The following is a 23,762-nucleotide window of genomic DNA, read 5'->3' on the forward strand; positions in this document are numbered from 1 at the left end:
CTATGCAACAGACGTTATATTCCGCTCTTATCCTATCTCTGGCGATAAGCTTCTCAGCTACTGCACAACAGTCACAACCCACTGATGCGATTGAATTAAGGGAAGTCCCTACTTCTCCCATGCTGCTGCCCTATAATAACCCGCTGGAGGATGAGCAAGAGGAAGAGGAACAGGCCGGAACCGACCGTTCCTCATTTTCAGGCTCTATGGAAAGCAGCGGGGATTTCAGGAAGGATACGATGCAGCGTATTACTGAAATTTACCGGATACATGTGAAGGCAATGGAAGCACAGATGAACGAAAATCCCCTGCAGGCTGAAAAGCATATTACCGATGCATTATACGGACTGCAGGAGTTGCTGGACACCTATCCCGAGTTGCAAACGGAGCAGCGGTTTAGTGAGTTATACCGCTCAATCATGACGGAATACCGCAAATTTTACGGAATTAAAGAATCGGAAATGCAGGCGGAGGGCGAAATTTTTGCAATACAGGAGGAACTTTTTTCTGATAGTGATGAATGGATGAAGGAAAGTTTCAGTGTGCCGGAAAATCTTCCTGCGCCCTCAACCAGCGTGCCTCTTGTGCAAAATGAGAAGGTCAATCGCTCCCTGATGTATTTTTCTATGAAACGTCCCGAAGTTATGGAGAAATGGTTGAAGCGCTCGGAAAAGTATTTCCCGATGATGAAGGAAATTTTTGAAGAGGAGAACGTACCCACGGAGCTTATTCACTTGTCGATGGTTGAAAGCGGACTGAATCCACGGGCTCAGAGCTGGGCTTCCGCTGTAGGAATGTGGCAATTCATCCGGGGTACGGGATCGGTGTACGGACTCGATGTGACTTTTTGGAAAGATGAACGGCGGGACCCGGAAAAGGCCACCCGTGCGGCAGCACGTCATCTCAGGGATTTATACGAGGTATGGGGCGACTGGCACCTGGCGCTAGCCGGCTATAATATCAGTCCCCGCGGACTGAAATATGCCATTCGCCGGGGTGGGGGAGAAAAAAACTATTGGGAAGCCTGGCCTCATCTGCCGAGTGAAACCAGGAACTACGTTCCCAGCTATATTGCCGCCACCCTGATCGGTATGGAGCCGGAATCGTTTGGATTTGACAAAAAATATGAAGAGGATCCTTACAGCTACGATGTGTATCAGGTGGCTCCTTTAATGTCGCTGGAGTCGCTGGCAGAAGCCGCCGGTATTACCCTTGAAGAGTTAAAAGAATATAACCCTGAACTTCTGCGCTGGGCAACGCCTCCCGGCGGTAAATACCCGCTTAAGCTGCCGGCCGGCCTGAAAGATACCTTTGCAGAAAATTACGAAGATATACCTAAAGACGAACGCGGATCGAATGTTGCGATGCATACCGTGAGCAGCGGCGAATCGCTGGGTATCATCGCCCGAAAATACGGCACATCTGTTCAGGCCCTTTATGAGACCAACGAGGGGTTGTCCAGCACCATTCATCCCGGACAAAAAGTCGTGGTTCCTATTCCCGGCGGCAGCGCGAAGGAAGGCTCCGATGAGATAGCCTCCGGTCGTCCGGCTGATAAAAGCAAGGCTTCGCAGGCCTCCGCCTCAGAGCCCTCGCCGGAGAGTTCGTCCGGGAAAACGGAAGCTCGGACAGAAAAAAAGCCCAGTGGACCTGTAATTACCTACGAGGTCAGAAAGGGCGATACCATTGGTCATATCGCCGAATGGTTTGACGTAACGGCTTCCAAAATAAGAACCTGGAATAACCTGACTGCTTACATACGACCCGGCGACCGGCTGGAGGTACACGTCGAGCAATCCAAGAAGTCTTACTATCAGAAAATAAGCCAGATGCCTTTTGACGAAAAGCAGGAAATTGAGCTCAAACAGCGACGGAATGAGGATATTACCCTGGCTTCTCTTATGGGTACTGATGGTGAATATACCGTCCAGCCGAACGATACCCTTATTGATATAGCTAACAAGCACGGTGTTTCCGTGGATAAACTCAGAGAATTAAACGGCTTAAGCGGTTCCCGGATTCAGGTGGGCGAAACACTGATAATAAACAGTTCCGAATAAGTAACGGGCTTGTGGCAAAGTGTTAGCCCGTATTTCTCACAAAGAGGTTTGGTATATTGTTGTACCCGTATGATACAGATAACCTACTATCGATTTTTGAGGTCAAAAAATCATAACAGTGTGTACCATACCTCGAACGTTGCCGGTCAGAGGCGTTGAAGATGGCTATAGCGTGCGGGGCGGGTCTGTGCTGCTATTGTTCTTCGCCGTGCTGAAGTACAGACTTTTTGGTGAGAAATCCTGGTTCGTTACCTGAAATTTTATTTTTGACAGAGTGGCAAAAGCAGATTTACATATCCACACGCTGGCCTCGGATGGACATATGCGTCCCGCCGACGTGGTTAAGCAGGCTATAAAGCAGAAACTTGAGATTATTGCGATTACCGACCATGATACGTTAAAAGGGTATCGTAAAGCACAGGAAACCGCTTCAAAAACAGACGAGATCCGGTTGCTGCCCGGCATTGAAATTACGGCAGATTTTAATGGCCGCGAATGCCACCTGCTGGCCTACTGTTTCGATCCCGATCATTCCTCCATTCGGCAACTTACCCGTGACCACTACCAGTCGCGCCTGAAAAGAGCTCAATGGATTATCGACCAGCTTTCCCAAAAAGGGTTTGATATTGATATTGAAGAAGTGAAGGCAGAAGCTTTCAGAGGCAATATCGGCCGGCCTCATATTGCCGAAGTCCTTTTGAACAAGGGATACGTGGGGTCCTTCAAGGAAGCGTTTATCCGGTATCTCAGCGACCAGAAACTGGGACCCATCTACAATGAATACTATACGCACCATAAAGTTATCGATACGGTTAAGGAAGCGGGGGGCGCGGTGATTATAGCCCATCCGGGTAAGCTATATACGGACAGGGAGCTCCAAACACTGGTAGTAGCCGGCGTGGACGGCATAGAAACGATTCATCCCAGTCACAACTATAAAACCCAGAAACGGATTGAACAATTTGCAGACCGTCACAATCTATTGATCACCGGCGGCAGTGATTTTCATGGCGGCGCCGAAAAATACCAGAAATATTTTGGGATCGTAACCATAAATACAAAGTATGTATACCGCCTGTTGAGGCTGACTAACAAGCGAAAAGAAATGACCGTCTAATATGAAGAATCATCGAACATTGAAAGCAAGTGTTGAGGATCCGGATAGTACCATAGGCATTGTCGTGGCTAAATGGAATTCGTTTATTACCGATGAACTGCTCGCGGGTGCCCTGGAGGTTTTACACCAGAAGGGAATTGAAGATGAGCGGGTTGTTGTGGTTCGCTGTCCCGGGGCTTATGAAATTCCCTTTATTGCCCGGCAATTGTTGCCTAAGGTCGATGGTGTGATTACTTTGGGGGCCGTCATCCGGGGAGACACGCCTCATTTTCATTATGTGTGCGATGCTGCAAACAGAGGAATTACGGAATTGAATATTCAGGGCAATAAACCGGTTGTTTTTGGTGTTTTGACTACAGACAATATAGAACAGGCTCAGCAGCGAGCCGGAATCGTGGAAAGCGGAAAGGGAAACAAAGGAGCCGAGGCAGCCTTGGCCCTGTTAGAAATGATTGATCTGAACCATCAGATCAGTCAATTATAATGTTATAAAGCTTGAAATAACGTGGATAAAACTCTAATATTAATAGCTTAGCTAATTACCAATTTTACGCTTTTGAAACCAATTTCGCTTACAAATACGGAACAGAAAGATAGTGACAAGCAGCTGCAGGCTCAGCTCATCGAGCAGGGACAGCTTCCTGAACATATTGCTATTATCATGGATGGCAATGGCCGGTGGGCAAAAAGCCGGGGCAACCTGCGATCATTCGGGCACAAAGCCGGGGTAGACTCGGTTCGTGATATTACGGAAGCCTGCGCCCAGATGGGGGTAAAGTACCTGACGCTTTACGCCTTTTCAACCGAAAACTGGCGCCGCCCTAAAATGGAAGTGAATGCGTTAACGCGACTGTTGGCCAGCTCCCTGCGGAAGGAGGCCGATAATCTCAATGAAAATGATATCCGGCTGGAGACGATTGGCCAGATTGATCGATTTCCGGACAAATGTCAGCGAGAGCTTAAAGAGGTTATTGAGCTGACGCAGGATAACAGCCGCCTTAATTTATGCCTGGCCCTTAGCTATTCCGGTCGCTGGGATATTAAAGAAGCCGTTAAAAGGCTGGCCCGCCGGGTAAAAAGCGGGGAGATAGACCCGGAAGACATCAATGACGAGATGATAAGCTGTCATTTGTCCACGGCCGATATTCCGGATCCGGATCTGATCATCCGAACAAGCGGGGAATATCGCCTCAGCAACTTTTTACTGTGGCAGCTGGCCTATTCCGAATTATATATCACCGAAACCTACTGGCCCGACTTCCGCCGGAAGGAACTTTACAAAGCTATCCACTCTTTCCAGGAACGTGAACGCCGCTTTGGAAAACTTTCGAAAGACGAACAAAAAAAACAGGCGAAATTGCACGTTCAAGAGCTGACTACCTGACTTATCATATTCATATATAAACGTACGCTCAATATTCAAGAAATTACACACGTGAAGAATTTATTACTCACACTTTTTCTGCTTTGTTTCATTTCTACTGCTGCAATTGCTCAAGATATTACTTCTGACGATACGCCCATTCAAATTGAAAATCCCTTGGATGCTACGCCCCGGCAGTACGAAATTCTGGGTATTGAAGTTGAAGGGCTGACAACCTCCCGGGAGGAATTTGTCATTGGCACCAGCGGGCTGCAGGAAGGGACACAAATAACAATCCCCGGAGAGGCCATAGGCCAGGCGATCAGAAGCCTTCATCAGACGGGCCTCTTTACGGATATTGAGATTGTGGAAACCGGCCGGGAAGCCGGCGGAATCTATCTGAAGATCAGCGTACAAGAACGACCCCGTCTCGAAACGTTTCGGATTGAAGGGGTAAAGCGGTCGGAGAGAAGCGACCTGGAGGAGGAAATAACGCTTATACCGGGGTATGCGGTCACCGAATCCTCGGTTGCCCAGGCGGTGAATACTATTAAGCGGTATTACGAGCAGGAGGGGCACTGGGATACGCAGGTGAATGTAAGTCAGACGAAAACGGATACGGTGCGAAACCGGGTGACAGTCATTTTTGATATCAATGCCGGCGAGCGCCTGGAAGTCAAGGATATTTCGTTCGGGGGCAATGAACAGTTCGATGACAGGACACTTCAGAAGTCGCTGGGGACGATTAAAGAGGACAAATGGTGGAAGTTTTTTTCCAAGAAGCTGTATAAAGAGGATGAGTTCGAAGAGGCAAAGAATAATCTGGGACAGTTTTACCGCGATCACGGCTTTCTCGATTTTCGGATAACCAGCGACAGCGTGTATACCTTTCCCTATACCCAACAAAGGCTATACGTGCTGGAAACACCGGCTCGTGGTGTAAAGGTAGATATTTCAGTCCATGAAGGTCCCCAGTATAAGGTCCGCGACATTAACTGGGAGGGTAACACGGTGTATACGGATGAACAGCTCACCCAGACGCTCGGCTTTGAAAAGGGAGAGGTCTTCAATCAAACCAAATTTCAAAGGCGCCTGGAAATCAATCAAAAGGGGCCTGATGTCACCAGCCTTTACCAGGATATCGGCTACCTGTTTTTTCAGGCGGAACCTGAAATCGATATTGTGGCCGAAGACTCCGTTGATCTGAATATAAACCTTGTGGAAAACGAGATTGCCTATGTCGAGGAAGTTTCATTCGAGGGCAATACCAAGACGCATGATGATGTCATCCGCCGCAACCTGCGAACGGTGCCCGGTCAGAAATACAGCCGGCAGGCTATTATTCGAACGATCCGTGAATTGGGACAAATAGGATATTTTCAGCAGCAGTCCATTGAGCCGAACCTGAATCCGGATCCGGAAAATCAGACGGTTGATATCAATTATTCGCTGGATGAGTCCCAGAGTACCGATAATTTTGAATTTTCCGGGGGGTTCGGGGGACGCGGTATCGGACTGATACTCTCGGCAAAAGTGAACTTCAATAACTTCTCCATTCAGCGGGCGGTGAAAGGCGAGGGATGGAAGCCCATTCCCTCGGGAGACGGACAAAAACTTTCGCTGGGTGTGCAGGTCACCGGTAGTGGTTATCAAAGTTACAGTACCAGTTTTCAAGAGCCCTGGCTTTCGGGCCGGCCGCTTTCGCTGGGGGTCAATATGAGTTATGATCTTATTAAGTACCGGGGCAGCGATCAGCGCAACGAGCTGTTTTCGAGCAGCGTGTCACTGGGACGCCGCCTGGACTGGCCGGATGATTATTTCTCACATCAAAGCGTGCTTTCCTATCAGCTTTACGATGTGGCCGGCGGTGCATCTTTTCTGCCTGAAGGGGCCTCCAACATATTGAGTATCCAGCAAATCCTGGAACGTAATTCCACGGACAACAGGATTTCGCCTACCACCGGTTCTAAATTGCGGCTGTCCGGGGAGATTGCCCCGCCCATGCCCGGTTTTGCCCAGTACTACAAGTTCAAGTCGAGCTACCAGAACCACACGACGATTGTGGGAGACCTGGTTCTCACGAATTCCATAGAATATGGCTATTTGGGATACCTGGCACAGGGCAAACGAAGTAACTTCCAGCGATTTAAGCTGGGCGGTACGCAGATGCAGCAGCGGCAGTCATTTTTGGACGACAATATTGACCTGCGCGGTTTTCCGGGCGGAAGGGGCGGTTCCATTACGCCGTTTGAGGATGGCCAGGAAGTAGGGGGACGTCTATATACGAAATATTCGTTTGAATTGCGTTACCCGGCAATTACCGAAGACCAGGCCCAGGTTTATCCCTACGCCTTTATGGATGCGGGTAATGCATACCTGAATCCCAGCCAGTTTGCCCCGTTTGATGTCAAACGGTCCGTTGGTTTCGGCACGCGCATATTCCTGCCGATCCTGGGACTGGTTGACCTAAGTTACGGGTACCGGCTGGACGGCATACCCAATACCCAGGTCAGGGCCGGCGAATGGGAATTTCTCTTCAATATCGGAGCCCCGTTTTAATGGTTAGGCCGGCTACCCCCATAACACTGTCCCTTGCTGCCGTCCTGTTATCGATGCTGTGCGGCGCAGCCGAGGCCGGGGCACAGCAGCAGAAAATCGGCTATGTGGACACGGATTACCTGCTGGCTCAAATGTCGGAATACGAAAGTATCCAGCAGCAGCTGCAATCGAGGAGTTCACAGTGGAATAGTGAACTACAGCGGATGGATGAAGAAATTGAGCAGCTGAAAGAAGATTATGAATCCAAAAAGGTACTTTATACGGACGAACAAAAAGAGCAGGCAAAACAGAAGATTCAGTCCAAAGTGGAACAGCGGCAGCAATATTTGGAACAGAAATTCGGGGCTGAAGGCGAATATTTCCAGTTGCAGAAAGAGCTTTTAAAACCTGTTCAGGAAACCATTTTTGAGGCTATAAACAGGGTAGCGGCGCGTCAGAGCTTTGATTTTGTCTTTGACCGCGCCCAAAATTCGGGTTTACTATTTGGCGGTGAAGAATTTAATTTGAATGAAGAGGTACTACAGGAGCTGGGAATTACGTTAAATGAGTCCAGCAATTGATAAAAATTGTTAGTATAATCACACGTTTTAACAAAGTGCAACGTTAAAAGATATTACCTGATCCATGATAAAAAAGATATTGAGTGCAGCGGGCCTTTTCCTTTTTCTTATAAGTACGGCGGCAAGTGCCCAGCTGAAAATCGGATACATGAATACCCAGCAGGTATTAAGCGAGCTGCCTCAGCGATCGGAAGTCGAGCAACAGCTGAACAGCTATATTGAATCCCGGCGGGGTGAGCTTGAAGAGCGAATTACTGATTTTCAAAATGAGGTGGCAGCCTACCAGGAAAACCAGGAAAACATGTCCGAGCAGGAAATTCAGCAACGAGAGCAGGAACTGGCCCAGCAGGAAGCCTCGGTACAGGAGTTTCAGCAAAACCTCCAGTCACAAATTCAGGAGCGCAGAGCCAAACTCCTGGAACCACTGTACAATGCCATGGATCAGGCTATTGCCGACGTGGCCGAAAGCAATGACCTTGACTTTGTGCTCAACCAGGCTACAACCAACGGGGAAAACGTTATCTATTACTCTGCAGATCAGCAACTGGATATTACGCAACAGGTTATTCAACGCGTAAAAGAGACCTCTGCGACGAACTAACACATGAAAACACAATAAGCATTATGGTTAAACGAATACTATCAGCATCATTTTTTTGTTTATTTCTTATCGGATTTGCGGCTACGCCTCCGGCACAGGCCCAGGGCCAGGGACTGGAGATCGGGTATGTGGATCCCCAGGCTATTTTGAGTAAAATGCCGGAGATGAAGGCCGTGCAGCAGCGTCTCCAGAATTTTATGGAGAAAAAACGTGATGAGCTGGCAACCAAGCGGGAAGAATACCAGCAGCAGGTATCTGAGTATCAGCAGAAAGAATCGGTCATTTCCGAGAGCGCCAAACAGAAAGAAGAGGAGCGTCTCGGGCAGCTCGGCGCTGAGCTCCAGCAGTTTCAGACCGAGCTGCAGCAGGAGGTTCAACAGAAGCAGCAGGAACTGGTAGGCCCCCTGTTAGACCAGATCGATACGGCGATCGGGACGGTGGCCGGCGATATGGGGCTTACCTACGTGCTTAATACGACCACCAGTAATGGCGATGTCATTATTTTGTATGCCTCGGATGAAGCGCAACAGCAATACGATATCACGGATGAGGTGATGGCTGAGCTGGATATGTAGATCGTGCCGGCGGCGCTGCCAACCGGCGCACCATATATACATCCATTGATTGGTTATTGGTTATGGCAGCAAGGACAGCTTACACCGGTAGGCTGTCCTTTTTATTTGATTCTCCGCTTGCGATTACGGATATAATCTTCAAAAATGTATCCCCCCAGGTTATCCAGGGAGGCAAAGTAGGCCCGCCCCTTATTCGCTTTCGACAGCTTGCGCACAAAATCCTGCAGGTACGGATCGCGCGCTATCATAAACGTAGTGATGTCAATATTGTCTCTCCGGCATTTGACGGCTTCATCCAGTACTTTGTTAACGATTTTTTGATCGAGCCCGAAGCTGTTTTTATAGATCTTTCCGTTTTCGATGATGCATGAGGGTTTGCCATCCGTGATCATAAAAACCTGTTTATTGGCGTATTTTCGCTTGTGCAGCGTGTGGCGTGCCAGCTGCAGCGCCTGTTGGGTGTTGGTGTGGTAGGGGCCTGCTTTTAGATAGGGCAGGTCTTCGATTTCGACTTTCCAGGCTTCATTGCCAAAAGCGACGATGTCGAGCGAGTCCTTGGCGTAGTTGTTGAGAATAAGTTCAGAGAGCGCCATAGCGACCTTCTTGGCCGGGGTAATACGGTCCTCGCCATACAGGATCATTGAGTGGCTTAGATCGATCAGCAGGACCGTTGCAACGGAAGTATAGTGATCGGTGTCGTGGACCCGGATATCATCCTCGTGCAGATTCATCTGGTCGATGTTGCTGTGTTTCAGCATATTCATCATCGTACCGACACTGTCGATGTTGGCGATATCATCGCCCTGCTGCCAGTTACGGGTTTCCGGTTTTCGTTCAAGTCCGCGTCCTAAGTAATTTGTCTGGTGATTGCCCACCGATCCCTTTTCAAGATTGTTAAAGATCTCCCTGAGCGACCGCCTGCGCAGGCTGCGTTCGGTCTTGCGGGTGATGACCAGCATATTTTGATCCCGGTCCTGCTCTATATACCCGCGCTGTTCCAGTTCCTCTACAAAATCGCCGATACCGAAATTCTCGAATTGCTCCGTGATGTCATACTGGTTATCAAGCTCGGTAAGCCAGCGCAGCGCCTGGGAAACATCTCCGCTTGCAATCGTAAGCAGCTCCTGAAACAGATCCATGAGCGTATCAAAGGGTGAATCAGCTGCTTTTTTTGCGAATGCAGAATCCCATTTTTGATACTTGAAAAGCATAGTAATAATATTGACTTTAGCAGGAGTATATGTAACGTATTACAAAAGAAATTAATTCATAAATGACAATGGCGGTTGACGACTTTGAGAAAAATGGAGCGGTGGACCGTCTTCAATTTGAGCGCAGGCTATGGGAGGAAGGCATGCATCGGGTTATGGGACTCGATGAAGTGGGACGCGGGTGTCTGGCGGGACCGGTGGTGGCTGCCGGGGTTATTTTTGAGGCCGGGACGTTTGTTGAGGAGATCAGAGACAGCAAGACGCTTTCCCTGGCGGATCGCAAAAGGCTCAGCCGGCAAATTAGGGAAGAGGCCCGTTTCTGGACCGTACGGTGGTGCCTGCCGCGTGAAATCGACAAGCTCAATATTCTGCATGCGTCCATAAAAGCGATGCGTAAATGCAGCGAGGCAGAACAGGCCGCTCCCGATTTCCTGTTGGTGGACGGAAACCGCTTTAGCCCGGGATTGTGTCCGCACCAATGCCTGGTCAGGGGCGATGACCGTTCGATGAGCATCGCGGCGGCTTCCATTATTGCAAAGGTGTACCGGGACGAGTGGATGCGTGAGCTCCACGAAGAATATCCCTATTATGGCTGGAATACGAATGTGGGGTACCCGACTCCGCAGCATTTTGAGGGATTGCAGGAATATGGAGCGACCAGGTACCACCGCCAAAGTTTTCGACTGCGAACGGAGAAGATGATTGAAGAGTCAGACTAACAACATACTATTAGAAAACTTAGAAAAACGAGGAGTTTTGGTCAAGCTCAAAGCCTGAGCGATTTCAAAACTGGAGCTTATTAGCCATAAGTGAGGATTTTGAAATCGCGAAAATGTAGAGATTGAGCAAAAGAGCCGTTTTGCAAAGCCTTCTACCGATAGATACTGAACTGTCGTTTATGGAAATCCAGATTTAAACAGATGCCGAGCATAAGGGTGTTGGTGATCAGCGCCGATCCGCCGTAGCTGATGAAGGGCAGGGGGACGCCGATGACCGGGATAAGCGCGGTAGCCGAGCCTATATTGATAAAGAAATGCGTGAAATAGATCGCGGCGACACTCACAATGACCAGCTGGGCAAAGGGGTGTTTATGATTGGCAGCAGATCGCAGAAGAACAATCGTAAACCCGGTCAATAATAAGACGACGAAACCGGCTCCTGCAAAACCAAATTCCTCTCCTATCACACAGAAAATAAAGTCGGTCCACTGTTCAGGTAAGAAGCGAAGCTGGGTCTGGGTTCCTTCCAGATACCCCTTGCCGTACAGTCCCCCCGAACCGATGGCGGTCTTTGCCTGTATGATATTCCAGCCCGCCCCCTGGGGATCGAAGGAGGGATTTGTGAAGGCCTCTATCCGCGCACGCTGGTGGGGCTGCAACACTTGAAACAGGGCCACCTGAACACCAATGACGAGCAGAATGCCGGTGGCAAAAGAGGTGAAGGTGAGCCAGGTCCGCCGCTGTAGTATAAATACCAGCAGCGTCAGAAAGACCGCGGCCGCCAGTCCCCAGTACCAGGCAATAATGCTCAGGTAGCCTATTATTGCGGGAGAAATAATAAACAGCGATATGCCGTAGGGCAGCCCCGACCAAAAAAGAACCACGGGGATCAGGGCTAAAAAGATGATGGCCGTACCGGAGTCGTTTTGCATGAAGACGAGCACAGTGGGGACCAGAATAATCAGGACCGTTGTTAAGGCTGTTTTAAGATTTTCGGCAGAGAGGTTGCGCTGACTCGTCAAATAGTTTGCTACGGCAAGGACCGTGGCAATTTTCATCAGTTCGCTGGTCTGCAGATTCAGCGGTCCCAGGACAAGCCAGCTTGTGGCGCCGTTTACTTCCCTGCCGAAAATGAGCGTCAGTACCATGAGCAGCAGTCCCACAACGTAGAACACATATGATCCCTCGCGAAAGGTACGGGGACTTACATACTGCAGGCCGACAATCAGCATCAGGGCAATACCGAAAGAGATCAGCTGCTTATAAAAATTAACCTGAATGTAGGCCGGCAAAAATTCTGCAACGGGACCCTGAGTAGCGCTGTATATAGCGACCAGTCCGATCGTAACCAGGCCAACCCAGAGCGTCGTGAGCGGCCAGTTATATTCTCCAATATTACTCATCGGGGTTGTCCTCTGTCTTGGGTTCAAAATCTTTAACGTAATCGTATACATGAGGGCGATTAATCTCGCCGGTAATATATTTTTCCACCAGCAGCGAGGCGACAGGGGCCGCCGATATAGAGCCGTACCCGCTGTTTTCGAGGAGAACGGCCACTGCGATCCGGGGATTATCCACCGGGGCAAAACAGACAAACCATCCATGATCTTCGCCATGCGGGTTCTGTGCTGTTCCTGTTTTTCCCGCTACCGCGACGCTGTCTAAATTAGCGTAATAGCGTCCGCTGCCGGTAGTAACAACACGGCGCATACCGTTTTTAATAACGTCGATATTCTGGGAGTCGACCCAACTTATCTTCGTCGTATCGCTATCGGTATAGTGAACGGTACCGTCACTTTGGCTGATCGAATGAACGAGGTGCGGACGAAGTGCATAGCCCCCGTTGCCGATTTGAGCGGTAACGGTTGCCATCTGCAGGGGAGATGCGGCCAGGAAACCCTGTCCCACTCCCAGGCTGAGCTGATCGCCAATACCCCAGGTACCTTCGCCCAGGAGGTTATTCAGATAGGTGCTGTCGGGCAGAATACCTGTGGTTTCATTGGGCAGGTCGACGTTTGTGGAACGTCCGAGACCAAAGCTGGATGCGAGTTCATTCCAGCGGTCAATACTGTAGCTGTGAACAATTTTATCCATTAACCAGAAGAAAAAAGTATTGCTGGATTCCTGAATGGCTTTGCCGATATTATATTGTCCCGGATCGGCAAGATCGTTATAACGGCGTCCCCGGGAATAGTAGCCGGGATTATAGATAGTGGTATTTTGATTGATAATGCCCAGCTCCAGGCCCATAAGTCCCATTAACGGCTTGAACGTAGATCCCGGCGGCTGCCTGCTGGATGATGCACGGCTGAAAAGCGGGTTATCGGGGTCCGTGTTGATCTTTTGCCAGTAGTCGGAGTCAATGCGTCCCGACAGGCGGCGTATATCATACTGCGGGGCGCTTACCATGCTTAAAATGCCTCCCGTTTGGGGATTCAGTGCAACCAGTCCCCCTCGTTTCCCTTCCATGAGATCTTCGGCCAACAGCTGCAGCTCGGTATCAAGCGTAGTATGAAGATTCGCTCCTTTCTCAGGAGCCTCGTCAATGGCCCCTTCCTGGTAAGAACCCAGGTTTTGTCCCATCGCATTGACCACGACATATTCCGTTCCGTATTCTCCCCTGAGCTGGGATTCATATTCTTTTTCCAGTCCGGTTTTCCCGGTTTTATCACCGAGATGGTAGTGTTGCTGCTCGAGATATTCCTCTTTGGAAACTTCCCGGAGGTAGCCGAGAATATGGGAAGCCTGCAGGCTGTCAACGGGGTAGTGCCGCTTGCTTTCAACCTGGTGGCCGATCCCCGGGAGCTGCCAGATATTTTCCTGGATAACGGAAAACGTCTTAAAGTCAATTTCGGTAAAAAGCCGGGAGGTCCGATACCAGGAGTAATCCCGTGCTTCCCGGACACGCTGCCGGACTTCCACCTCCGATACGCCCAAAAGGTCGGCCAAAAGAGGTGTTTTTTTGGGTTCGTAAGCAGAAGGCGTGATCGTAATGGAATAGATCGGTTTGTTGTCGACCAGCAGCTGCCCGCTCCGGTCGTAGATGAGTCCGCGTGCCGGATTTATATTCTGTTGGCGAAGCGCATTTTCCCGGCTTAACGGTTCATATGTTTCGTAATCCAGAATCTGAAGTTGAAACAGCCGTCCCATAATCACCAGTCCCAGCAGGATAATGATCAGCTGAAAGATGCGTATTGATAATTCCGTTCGTTTTTTCTTATGACGTGTCATTCATGGATCATCTTTTTGTTCGGAACAGATGGATGCAACAGGCAATAACAGCAGAATACAGGCTGTTGCCGATCAGGTGACGCCAAAACAAGACTTCAGCAGAATAGTTTTGAATGAAAAGATTCAGTCCTAAAAAAATCAGGTTGTGCAGCAGAGCAGCCAGGAGGACGGTCAAAAACACAGGCCCGATCAACAGTGGTGTTTTTTGGTCTTGTGGTATAAAGCGATGACTCAAATATACCAATAATGTTTTTGTAAACATATGAAGTCCCCACAGATCAAGCAAAAAATCCTGTAAAAATCCCAGCAGTCCCGCCATAAGCAAAGCTGCGGCCCGGTCTTTTTTACTCATAAACCAGACCAAAAAGACAAGGACAAGGTCCGGCTGCATCTGGTAGATACTCAAATGCCGGAACAGCATGATTTGCAGCAACAAAAACAGTACTCCGGCCCCGATATATTTCAGCTGTTCTTTGGTCATTCCAGTACTTCCTGATACTGCTGATTGAGATTCCGGATCGTAGTATCGGGTTTAAACTTGATGACAAATCCGCCTGATATGCTGTAGAGGTCAACAAAGGGAGCGAGAAAGATTTGCTGCGTATCCTTACCCCTTTGAGGGACCGCTCGGGTGACTTTACCGATGGGGATACCGGGGGGAAACTGGTTACTGTATCCTGAAGTTACGACTACTTCCCCTGTATCCACGTCGACGGTTTGCGGGATAAAATTAAGTTGAAGCTCTTCAATGGAACGGTCGTTCCAGGAAACAATACCATACGCATTGGAATGCTGCAGTTTAGCGCTGACCTTAAACAGGGTGTTTAAAAAAGGCATGACCTGAGAATAGCCCTTGTCTGTCAGAATAACTTTTCCGGCCAGTCCCTCTGCTCCGACGACCGGCATTCCACTTTCAATCCCCTGCTTGCTGCCGGCATCTATCGTTAAGGAATTGGAAACCTGGTTTAGCTGTTTGCCCACAATTTGAACGGGATACAGATCCAGGTTGCTTTCGCGGCTGAAATCAAGCAGCTTACGCAGCCGCTGGTTTTCCTGGTCGGCCGATCGCAGCCGGCTCAACTCATCCAGCAGCAGCACATTTTGTTCTCTCAGATAGGTGTTGGTCTTGAGCGCCTGTCGATACGTGCGGATATTGGAAAAGGGCTCTTCAAGATAACTGAAAAGGGTGACCGACATCTTACGCAGGTTGTCGAGTCCGCCCTGATGCCGTCCGATCATAAAAAAAACAGCGATTATTAAAATCACTGCTGTAATAATATGATCTTTGACATCAGATATTCCCGGAAAATGTATTGGCATTCACCCTGTTGTGACTTAATTAATTACAGTTCGATAGTATTCCAGATCTTCCAGGATCGCACCGGTGCCGCGGACAACCGCCGTCAGGGGATCTTCGGCAATATGAACGGGCAGATCGGTAGTCTCCCGAATCAATTTATCCAGGTTTTTGAGTTTGGCTCCACCCCCGGTGAGCAGAATTCCCCGGTCGAGGATGTCTGCAGAGAGTTCCGGCGGGGTTTGTTCCAGTGATTTGGTAATGGATTCAACTATGGTATTGACGGATTCGGAGATGGCTTCCCGGACGTCTTTGGAGGTTACATGCCGGGTCCGGGGTACGCCGTTGACCAGGTCGCGTCCCTTGGTGTCCATTTCAAGCTCTTCGTCGAGAGGGGCGGCGGAGCCGATCTCACACTTGATCTTTTCAGCGGTACGCTCCCCGATAAGCAGGTTATGGTTACGGCGGAAATAGTTGATGATATCGTCATTCAGCTCATCCCCGCCCAGGCGTACGGACTGGGCAAACACGATCCCGGACAGGGCGATTACGGCAATTTCCGTCGTTCCTCCCCCCACATCGACAATCATATTGCCGATCGGCTCATGCACATTCAGCCCGATGCCGATAGCGGCTGCCATGGGCTCATCAACCAGATGGACGGATTTGGCCCCGGCGTGTTCGGCACTGTCGCGCACGGCGCGCCGTTCCACCTCGGTGATACCGCTGGGCACGCAGACCACCATCTGCCGGGTACTGGAATACCATTTCATTTTCACCTTGTCGATCATGCCTCGGATCATCTGTTCGGCCACTTCAAAATCGGCGATCACCCCGTCCCTGAGCGGACGTACCGTGCGGATATTTTTGTGGGTCTTTTCGTGCATCAACCGTGCTTCATGGCCCGTTGCTACCGGTTCATTTTGCATGTTCAGGGCAACAATGGAGGGTTCATTGAGCACAATACCTTCTCCGCGGGAGTAAATGAGCGTATTGGCGGTCCCCAGGTCGATGGCTATATCGGTATAGAGCCAGTCAAACCATCCTTTATTATTTTGCTTTTTCTGCACGTTAGAGGCGTTTTTTTCCATGTTTTAAAAAATGTAGATGAGCTTCGGGTCGTCAAATTATTTTCTGCGAAAATAACAAGGTCGAAAATACAATTTTGTCCGCCTATTTGCGAATAAATAAGATTAAAAGTTAAAATGAAAATGCAAGCTGAATTTAGTGACGGAAAAGCCGTTTCCCGGTGAAGACCATGGCCAGTCCAAGGCGATCCGCCGCTTCGATGACCTGTTCGTCACGGATGCTCCCGCCCGGCTGAATAACCGCGGTTGCGCCCGCCCCGGCTGCGGCTTCCACGCCATCGGGAAAGGGGAAAAAAGCGTCCGATGCGATAGCCGTTCCGGCAAGGGACAATCCTTCTTCCCGGGCCTTGGCAAGAGCAATTTGAGAGGCCTCCACACGGCTGGTCTGTCCCGTGCCGATGCCAATGGTTTGTTGATCCCTGGCATATACGATGGCATTCGATTTTACATGCTTTACCACCTTCCAGCTGAAGAGCATATCCCGTATTTCTTTTTCCGTCGGCTGTCGTTTCGTTACCACCCTGAGATCCTCTTTCGCGGTAACCGTAAAATCAGTATTCTGGCTGAGCGCTCCCCCGAATATGGATCGAAATTGTTTGTCCGTTTTTTTGCTGAGGGGTTGCCGCTGCCGGATGAGCCGCCGGTTTTTCTTCTGCTCCAGCAGTGATCGGGCTTCCCGGGAAAAGGAGGGGGCAATAATGATTTCGGTGAAGATTTCATCAATAGCTTCCGCGGTAGCCCGGTCCAGCTCCCGGTTCACGATCACGATGCCGCCGAAAGGGGACTTGGTGTCGGTACGGAAGGCTTTCTTCCAGGCCCGGTGCAGGGACTTGTCGGAAGCGATGCCACAGGGCACGGTGTGTTTGAAAATGGCACAGGTCGGGGGAGCATCCCGGAAGTCTGCTATGAGCCGCAACGCACTGTCGACATCCAAAAAATTGTTATAACTGAGCTGTTTGCCGTGAAAACAGTCTATAAACTCATCCTGGTAGCCGTATACAGCCGCTTTTTGATGGGGATTTTCGCCATATCGCAGGCTTTGTGATTTCGGAAGGGAAATATTCAATTGCTCCGGTTGCTCGTCGTCTTTGACAGTCAGCTCATTAAAATAGTCAGCGATGTGTGTATCGTAGCTTGCCGTGTGGTTAAACGCCTCTTTCGCCCATTGCTGCCGTTTCGCAAAGGGGATACCTTGTTTCTCTTTGAGTGCTTTCCTGAAGTCACCGTACTGGGCTGGTGAGGTCAACACACAGACATGTGGGAAGTTCTTGGCTGCCGCCCGGATCATGGTCGGACCGCCAATATCGATATGTTCTGTGGCTATGGCTGGCGTACAGTCAGGGTCAGCCGTGGCCTGCTGAAAGGGGTAGAGGTTGACAACCACCAGTTCAATGGGGTCGATATTAAGCCGTTTCATCTCTTTGACGTCCGGCTCGTGGCTGGTTCGTCCCAGCAGTCCGCCGTGAATAAGCGGATGCAGGGTTTTAACCCGTCCGTCGAGACATTCTTCAAAGCCTGTTACCTCACTGACATCTGTTACGGGGATCTCAGCTCCGCGAATTTTCCGGGCCGTCCCGCCGGTGGATATGAGCTCCACACCCGCCTTGTGGAGTGCCCCGGCCAGCGGAATGATATCGGTTTTGTCCGACACGGAGAGGAGCGCTCGGTTGATGGGGAGGGGATGTTCAGGCAGTTCGGCAAGCGGTTGTAGTGACACTATTATGAATTGTTTTTTTGTTTGAGTTCGTTAGCAAGTTTGGCGATAACTTCAGGCAGCAGCAGGTGCTCCTGCTGCTGCACCCGCTTGGCCAGCGTTGACGGATCATCAGATTCGTATACCGGGACTTTTTTCTGAGCTAATATAGGACCCTCATCATACTCCCGGGTTACGATATGAACCGTACAGCCCGATTCCGTTTCATTGTTGTCAAGGACGGCCCGGTGCACGTTATGCCCGTAAAACCCTTTACCGCCGTACTTCGGCAGCAGCGAGGGGTGAATGTTAATAATCCTGTTCTCAAATTTTTTAATGAGCTCGGCCGGAATTTTTATCATATAGCCGGCGAGAACGATCAGGTCGGTTTCCCATGCTGCAAGCTGGTCCAGCAGTTCCCCGACGTAATCCGACCGGTCTGTAAAATCGGCCGGATCAATGGTAACATGAGCGATGTCATGCTTTCGGGCTCGCCGGATTGCCTGAATATCATTTTTGTTGGTCACCAGTCCCCGGACCTGTCCCTCAATTTGTCCATCTTCCGTAGCATTAATAATCGACTGGAAATTGGTACCGGATCCGGAGGCGAATACAACAATGTTGATCAATGGGCAATGACGGTATAAGTTGCTGTCAGTTTGATCGCAAAGATAAACAAAAAAGATTAGATATTAAGGGCAAAATTGGAAAAGTATCGGTCCCTGCTACGGTTCGGTAGATTTCGCAGAACGAAATACATAGTAGTTATTGATACTCCATCGGATCTGGTTGATCGTAATTTTGATGGTGGTTGCTATGGGCACCGCAATCAGCATACCCAGGATGCCGGCAATTTCGGCCCCGACCATGATAATGAACAAGATGGCAACCGGGTGGATTTCGGCCGAACGGGAAAAGATGAGCGGCTGCAATACGAGGTTGTCGAGCAGCTGCACCAGGAAAATAGCGATAATACAGGGCAGGACCAGCGAAAAATTGCCGACTTCAATAATGGAAACGGTGATGGAGAGAAGATAGCCGATGGCGGGACCGAAATAGGGAATGGTGTTGGCCAGTCCCACAGCGATACCAACCGAGAGCGCGTTATTCAGGCCAACGATGGAGAGGACCAGCCATGAGGAAAGAGCCACAATGAGGCTCTGCAGCATAACGCTCCTGAAATAAATACCCAGGCGGGTTTCAATCTTGTCAATCAGGCTGAGGGTGGTCTCAAAGTATTTGTTGGGCACCAGCTGCAGGATGTCCCGCCTGATTTTGGTACCGTCCTTCAAGAAGAAAAACGTGGCGAACGGAATGACCAGCGCCGCCCAGAAAATATTGGTAAAGAGTCCGATAAGATTGCTCAAAGCTGCGGGCAGCTGGCCGATATCAAACAGTTCCCGGAGCATCCGGGTGATATTGGTACTCAGAAATTCTTCAGGCAGAAAAGAGAAATTGTCCCTCAGCCGCTGCTCCACCTGCTGTGTGATATTCTGGATCGTCTCGAGATTCAGCTGTCCCGCCAGATCCACCATCTGATTGGCAATAACCGGGAAAATATTGGTTGATATCCAGACGAGAAGTAAAATAAGAGCACTGAGGGTGAGTACAATAGCCCAAATCCGATTAATGCCGGTGGACTGTATGCGGCTTACGACCGGATCCAGCAGGTAGGTAATGACAATGGCAATGACGGCATACCCCACCAGGGTGCCGAAATAGTATAACAGATAGAACAGGATGGCCATGCCCGCCAGGGCTAATCCCAGTCGTATGAGCCGGTCGAGCGTGAGGCTTTTCATTGTTCTATAACCTTCATGAGTTTGTCAATGTTACGGTAAATACCGGACGAGCGGTATCCTTTGCCCGCCAGGTAGCGTATGATCTTGTTCTTCCGTTTTAGCAGGTGCTCTTCTCTCAGGAAATGCCGTTTCCGCTTTCCGACTAAATGTATAAAAGTTTCTTCTAAATCTTCATTTTTAAATACCTCCCGGATGCTCTGTTCGGCAACCGTTCGCCGGATCCCTTTCTTAAACAGGTGAGCTTTTATTTTTGCGGGGCCCCATTTATTGAGACGGTATTGGTCGGCCGCATACTTGCGGGCAAAACCGGCATCGTCGATATACCCTTTATCCTCGAGTTCATCCAGTACATTAAGAATGACCTCCCGCGTATATTCCTTTCGAAGAGCTTTGGTCAGCAGTTCCCTGCGGGCATGGTCGCGCCGCCCCAAAAGCTTGAGCAGGTATTTTTTAACGGCAAACCGTCCCTCTTCCCGCTGCATCTTTTTAAACAGCAGGGGCGTCACCTCGACCCCCTTGCTCAAGTTGAATTTGATGAGGGTCTGTTCATTGACTCCCAGCAGGAACTGCTCGTCCACATAGATCGAATACCGTTCCTTGTTTCGTTTTTGAACGGCAATGGAAGAGATTATCCCGGGAAGGGGATGCTCAGGTCCGGCCTCATCGCTCATCACTAATCTTCGTTATCATCGCCTTCAGTCTCCTCCTCTGCCGCTTCTGCCGTTTCCTCCTCCTGTGGTGTTGGGTTCATGGCATCACGGACCATCTGCTCAATGTTGTTGGTCAGTTCGGGATCTGATTCGAGAAACTCGATCGCATTGTCTGTTCCCTGACCGATCGGCTCACCGTCATAGCGGTACCAGCTGCCCCGCTTTTCAATAATATCGAACTCAACCGCCATATCCAGAATTTCAGCCATGCGGGAAATGCCTTCTCCATACATGATATTGAATTCCACGACTTTAAAGGGCGGGGCTACTTTGTTCTTGACAATTTTTACCTTGGTGCGGTTACCGACCACGTCATCACCTTTTTTGAGCGATCCGATCCGTCGGATGTCCATACGAACAGAAGAATAAAATTTGAGCGCACGTCCCCCGGAGGTCGTTTCAGGATTACCAAACATGACCCCGATTTTCTCGCGAATCTGGTTAATAAAAATCACCGAGGTGCGTGTCTTGTTGATAATCCCCGTAATTTTACGCATCGCCTGCGACATCAGCCGTGCCTGCAGGCCCATGTGCGAATCTCCCATCTCGCCTTCCAGCTCGGCCCGGGGCACCAGCGCCGCTACCGAGTCGACCACAATAGCATCCAGGGCGGCAGAGCGAATAAGCGTTTCCGTGATCTCAAGGGCCTGTTCACCGCTGTCGGGCTGCGATACCAGCAGCTCGTCGGTATTGATGCCCAGGTTTTTGGCGTAACGGGGATCAAACGCATGCTCGGCATCAACAAAGGCCGCATAGCCGCCCGCTTTCTGGGCTTCCGCCACAATATGCATGGCCAGGGTGGTCTTCCCGCTGCCTTCCGGGCCGTAAATTTCGGTAATGCGTCCCCGCGGCACGCCGCCCACGCCAAGTGCCTGGTCAAGCACGAGCGATCCGGTGGAGATGCTGGGGACATCCTGGACGGCTTCGTCGCCCAGACGCATGATAGTCCCCTTCCCGTGTTGTTTTTCAATTTGGCCGATAGCCATTTCCAGTGCTTTATCGCGATCTTTATTGTCAGACATAGAATTGGTTCTGAGTTTGGCTTTTATTTTTCATCGATTAATATATTAAATAAAACTGACAACATAGTGTCACTCCGTTATAAAAAATAAATGACAAAAGTGCGATTAACGTCGTATTCCTGCTATTTGCCAGTTCCAGCTGCAGGGTACAAGTAAGAGTCGTTCAGAGACAAATCCTTACAAAGTTTTTTGTTTTAACCCGCGTTTTCATCAGGGGCCGCACACAGATCGAATATCCTTCATGCGTTTTGTTCAAGAGGCGGGCCGCTGCCGGATGTTTCCCCGGGACCAGTCGGCCGTTGTTGAATATCCGGCATCGTACCCATTTTAAGATAAATATTGTACGTTATTTTCATTAGCTTTGCTTATTTTCTCCTGTATAGATAGATATAGGTGCCTGGCGACAGGCAGCATGCAGGCCGGCTGCGATTTTTGAGATGGAGTTTTGCAGGATATAACAAAAAATGCTTAGATTTGGCAACAATAAATAAATGAATGAAAAGTATCTATGAGTATTTTAATAGCCGACAGCGGTGCCACAAAAACAGAATGGTGTGTAAAGTCGGCGGACGATCATGAGATTTACAAGACAGAAGGACTGAATCCCTATTATCATACGATACAAAGCATCCGGGATGTTGTCGAGCACGACCTGTCTGCGAGGATCGGCGATATCCAAATCAGTGATATCTATTTCTATGGGGCGGGGTGCGACAGCGAGGAGAAAAAGCAGGAAGTGGAAACCGCTCTCGCATATAGCTTCCCTGAGGCGTCTATCTATATCTATCACGATTTGCTGGGAGCGGCCCGGGCGTGTTTTTTCGATGAGCCGGGCATTGCCTGCATTTTGGGGACCGGGTCCAATTCCTGCCTGTACGATGGCCGTGAAGTTGTTGAGCATATTCCTTCGCTCGCTTTTATTTTGGGTGACGAGGGCAGTGCGGGTTATTTCGGGAAAAAGCTGATTAATAAATATTACCGGTTTGAAGTCCCCGATGAGCTCTGTGATGATCTGGAAAAGAATTACAATATGGATCTCGATTACATTAACAAGGGCGTCTATGACGGGTCCCAGAAAAGCCGGTTTATCGCCTCTTATGCCGCCTTCCTCGGAGAACATGAAGATCATCCTTTCGTGCGCGAGATACTTTATGAGGGATTTGAAAATTTTATCAGCCGCATTGTGATGAAATATACCGATGCCCGGGAGTATGAAGTTCGTTTTATCGGTTCGGTTGCCTACGGACACCAGGATATGATTAATGAAATTCTGACCAAATACGGTATGAAATCGGGCCGCTACATCAGCAAACCCATGAAGCGCCTGATTGAATATCATTCGGTGGAAGTACAGTAAGCATTCATAGTGATTGATACGCATTGCCATCTCTATTCCGAGCAGTTCGAAGGCGACATCGCGGACGTCCTGAACCGGGCGTCCGGTGCGGGTGTCCGCCATATCTTTATGCCGGCCATTGACCTCGATTCGCTGCCCGAAATGGACAAGCTCAGCCATCCGGAAATAGCGCTGCATAAGATGGCGGGCATTCATCCCACCTCTATCAACGAGGGCGCCCGGGTCACAGAAGAAACATTGTATGCATACTGCGACGATCCGGCCATCGCGGGCGTCGGTGAAACCGGGCTGGATTATTACTGGAGCGACGAATACCGGGACGAACAGCAGAAAAGCCTGCGCATTCATTGCAGGGTTGCCCGTCAGGTCCGGAAACCCATTATCCTGCATAACCGGGTCAGTACCGGCGATCTGCTGGATATCGTGGAGGAGCAGCAGGATGGCAGGCTCTCCGGCATTTGGCACTGTTTTAACGGTTCGGTTGACGAGGGCCGGCGTGCCCTGGATCTCGGTCTTCACCTGGGGATCGGCGGAATCTTCACCTTTAAAAATGCGGGCGTTGATAAGACGGTGGCGCAGCTTCCCCTCGAGAAGATGATGCTCGAAACCGATGCCCCCTATCTGGCGCCTGTTCCCAAACGAGGCCAGCGCAATGAACCCGCCTTCATCCGGTTTACCGCCCGGCGCCTGTCGGAGGTTAAAGAGCTGCCGCTGGATGCGGTCGTACGCCAGACCTCCCAGACAGCCCTGGAACTATTCGGAGTAGGGAATAAAGCGTGAAAGGAAGATTACATATT

22 protein-coding genes are annotated in these 23,762 nt (G+C 49.9%); 11 read left to right on the forward strand and 11 right to left on the reverse strand.

Annotated elements, in window-relative coordinates; all coding sequences use genetic code 11:
• The first annotated feature begins 2 nt into the window (after positions 1 to 2).
• From BUB16_RS03975 to BUB16_RS04010, 8 genes are all read left to right on the forward strand, one after another.
• A complete protein-coding gene (locus BUB16_RS03975) occupies positions 3 to 2,060 on the forward strand; it encodes a LysM peptidoglycan-binding domain-containing protein (protein ID WP_084088018.1) in 2,058 nt (685 codons plus the stop codon).
• 274 nt (positions 2,061 to 2,334) lie between these two features.
• Positions 2,335 to 3,177 (forward strand): PHP domain-containing protein, encoded by an 843-nt coding sequence (locus BUB16_RS03980; RefSeq protein WP_244545633.1) that lies wholly within the window; start codon positions 2,335 to 2,337, stop codon positions 3,175 to 3,177.
• A 1-nt stretch (position 3,178) separates the two neighbouring features.
• Positions 3,179 to 3,661: a 6,7-dimethyl-8-ribityllumazine synthase gene (gene ribH, locus BUB16_RS03985; protein ID WP_073059725.1), complete on the forward strand. Its 483-nt coding sequence runs from the start codon at positions 3,179 to 3,181 to the stop codon at positions 3,659 to 3,661.
• Between the two features lie 72 nt (positions 3,662 to 3,733).
• Positions 3,734 to 4,561: an undecaprenyl pyrophosphate synthase gene (gene uppS, locus BUB16_RS03990; protein ID WP_073059727.1), complete on the forward strand. Its 828-nt coding sequence runs from the start codon at positions 3,734 to 3,736 to the stop codon at positions 4,559 to 4,561.
• Between the two features lie 51 nt (positions 4,562 to 4,612).
• On the forward strand, positions 4,613 to 7,099 hold the full coding sequence (gene bamA / locus BUB16_RS03995) for an outer membrane protein assembly factor BamA (protein WP_073059729.1): 2,487 nt from the start codon (positions 4,613 to 4,615) through the stop codon (positions 7,097 to 7,099).
• Positions 7,099 to 7,659 carry an OmpH/Skp family outer membrane protein gene (locus tag BUB16_RS04000; RefSeq protein WP_073059731.1) on the forward strand — a complete coding sequence of 187 codons (561 nt, stop codon included), beginning with the start codon at positions 7,099 to 7,101 and terminating at the stop codon, positions 7,657 to 7,659. The genes bamA and BUB16_RS04000 overlap by 1 nt, the downstream gene beginning before the upstream one ends.
• 64 nt (positions 7,660 to 7,723) lie before the next feature.
• Complete coding sequence (locus BUB16_RS04005; protein WP_073059734.1) at positions 7,724 to 8,260, forward strand: OmpH/Skp family outer membrane protein; 537 nt, start codon at positions 7,724 to 7,726, stop codon at positions 8,258 to 8,260.
• 23 nt (positions 8,261 to 8,283) lie between these two features.
• The gene (locus tag BUB16_RS04010; RefSeq protein WP_073059736.1) at positions 8,284 to 8,835 is read left to right on the forward strand and encodes an OmpH/Skp family outer membrane protein; all 552 of its coding nucleotides are present in this window, start codon (positions 8,284 to 8,286) and stop codon (positions 8,833 to 8,835) included.
• Between the two features lie 101 nt (positions 8,836 to 8,936).
• Here BUB16_RS04010 and BUB16_RS04015 read toward each other — a convergent pair whose 3' ends face one another.
• Positions 8,937 to 10,046 (reverse strand): vWA domain-containing protein, encoded by a 1,110-nt coding sequence (locus BUB16_RS04015; RefSeq protein WP_073059738.1) that lies wholly within the window; start codon positions 10,044 to 10,046, stop codon positions 8,937 to 8,939.
• A gap of 68 nt (positions 10,047 to 10,114) precedes the next feature.
• Here BUB16_RS04015 and rnhB point away from each other — a divergent pair, with 68 nt between their 5' ends.
• Positions 10,115 to 10,765 carry a ribonuclease HII gene (gene rnhB / locus BUB16_RS04020; protein WP_211483086.1) on the forward strand — a complete coding sequence of 217 codons (651 nt, stop codon included), beginning with the start codon at positions 10,115 to 10,117 and terminating at the stop codon, positions 10,763 to 10,765.
• A 152-nt stretch (positions 10,766 to 10,917) separates the two neighbouring features.
• Here the strand turns inward: rnhB and rodA are convergent, their stop codons facing one another.
• The 10 genes from rodA to recA form a co-directional block, all read right to left on the reverse strand.
• Entirely contained in the window at positions 10,918 to 12,168 is a 1,251-nt protein-coding gene (gene rodA, locus BUB16_RS04025; protein WP_073059740.1) for a rod shape-determining protein RodA, read from the reverse strand.
• Positions 12,161 to 13,996: a penicillin-binding protein 2 gene (mrdA, locus tag BUB16_RS04030; protein ID WP_073059742.1), complete on the reverse strand. Its 1,836-nt coding sequence runs from the start codon at positions 13,994 to 13,996 to the stop codon at positions 12,161 to 12,163. Before mrdA ends, rodA begins: the two co-directional genes overlap by 8 nt.
• Positions 13,997 to 14,003: 7 nt before the next feature.
• Positions 14,004 to 14,477, reverse strand: coding sequence for a rod shape-determining protein MreD (mreD, locus tag BUB16_RS04035; protein WP_073059744.1), 474 nt, complete (start codon positions 14,475 to 14,477; stop codon positions 14,004 to 14,006).
• The gene (gene mreC, locus BUB16_RS04040; protein WP_073059945.1) at positions 14,474 to 15,235 is read right to left on the reverse strand and encodes a rod shape-determining protein MreC; all 762 of its coding nucleotides are present in this window, start codon (positions 15,233 to 15,235) and stop codon (positions 14,474 to 14,476) included. Before mreC ends, mreD begins: the two co-directional genes overlap by 4 nt.
• Positions 15,236 to 15,331: 96 nt before the next feature.
• Positions 15,332 to 16,384 carry a rod shape-determining protein gene (locus BUB16_RS04045; RefSeq protein WP_073059746.1) on the reverse strand — a complete coding sequence of 351 codons (1,053 nt, stop codon included), beginning with the start codon at positions 16,382 to 16,384 and terminating at the stop codon, positions 15,332 to 15,334.
• Positions 16,385 to 16,517: 133 nt separating this feature from the next.
• Positions 16,518 to 18,098, reverse strand: a complete 1,581-nt coding sequence (purH, locus tag BUB16_RS04050; RefSeq protein ID WP_084088021.1) for a bifunctional phosphoribosylaminoimidazolecarboxamide formyltransferase/IMP cyclohydrolase — start codon at positions 18,096 to 18,098, stop codon at positions 16,518 to 16,520.
• Positions 18,099 to 18,100: 2 nt separating this feature from the next.
• Positions 18,101 to 18,703 carry a phosphoribosylglycinamide formyltransferase gene (gene purN, locus BUB16_RS04055; RefSeq protein WP_073059748.1) on the reverse strand — a complete coding sequence of 201 codons (603 nt, stop codon included), beginning with the start codon at positions 18,701 to 18,703 and terminating at the stop codon, positions 18,101 to 18,103.
• A gap of 96 nt (positions 18,704 to 18,799) precedes the next feature.
• The gene (locus BUB16_RS04060) at positions 18,800 to 19,876 is read right to left on the reverse strand and encodes an AI-2E family transporter (RefSeq protein ID WP_073059750.1); all 1,077 of its coding nucleotides are present in this window, start codon (positions 19,874 to 19,876) and stop codon (positions 18,800 to 18,802) included.
• Positions 19,873 to 20,547 carry a regulatory protein RecX gene (locus BUB16_RS04065; protein ID WP_073059752.1) on the reverse strand — a complete coding sequence of 225 codons (675 nt, stop codon included), beginning with the start codon at positions 20,545 to 20,547 and terminating at the stop codon, positions 19,873 to 19,875. Before BUB16_RS04065 ends, BUB16_RS04060 begins: the two co-directional genes overlap by 4 nt.
• A gap of 2 nt (positions 20,548 to 20,549) precedes the next feature.
• Entirely contained in the window at positions 20,550 to 21,608 is a 1,059-nt protein-coding gene (gene recA, locus BUB16_RS04070; protein WP_073059754.1) for a recombinase RecA, read from the reverse strand.
• Positions 21,609 to 22,116: 508 nt separating this feature from the next.
• Here recA and BUB16_RS04075 point away from each other — a divergent pair.
• Positions 22,117 to 22,965 (forward strand): hypothetical protein, encoded by an 849-nt coding sequence (locus tag BUB16_RS04075; protein ID WP_073059756.1) that lies wholly within the window; start codon positions 22,117 to 22,119, stop codon positions 22,963 to 22,965.
• Positions 22,966 to 22,974: 9 nt separating this feature from the next.
• Complete coding sequence (locus BUB16_RS04080) at positions 22,975 to 23,745, forward strand: TatD family hydrolase (RefSeq protein WP_073059758.1); 771 nt, start codon at positions 22,975 to 22,977, stop codon at positions 23,743 to 23,745.
• The last annotated feature ends 17 nt before the right edge of the window (positions 23,746 to 23,762 follow it).

The organism is Fodinibius roseus (assembly GCF_900129315.1).
In the GTDB taxonomy this organism is placed as follows: domain Bacteria; phylum Bacteroidota; class Rhodothermia; order Balneolales; family Balneolaceae; genus Fodinibius; species Fodinibius roseus.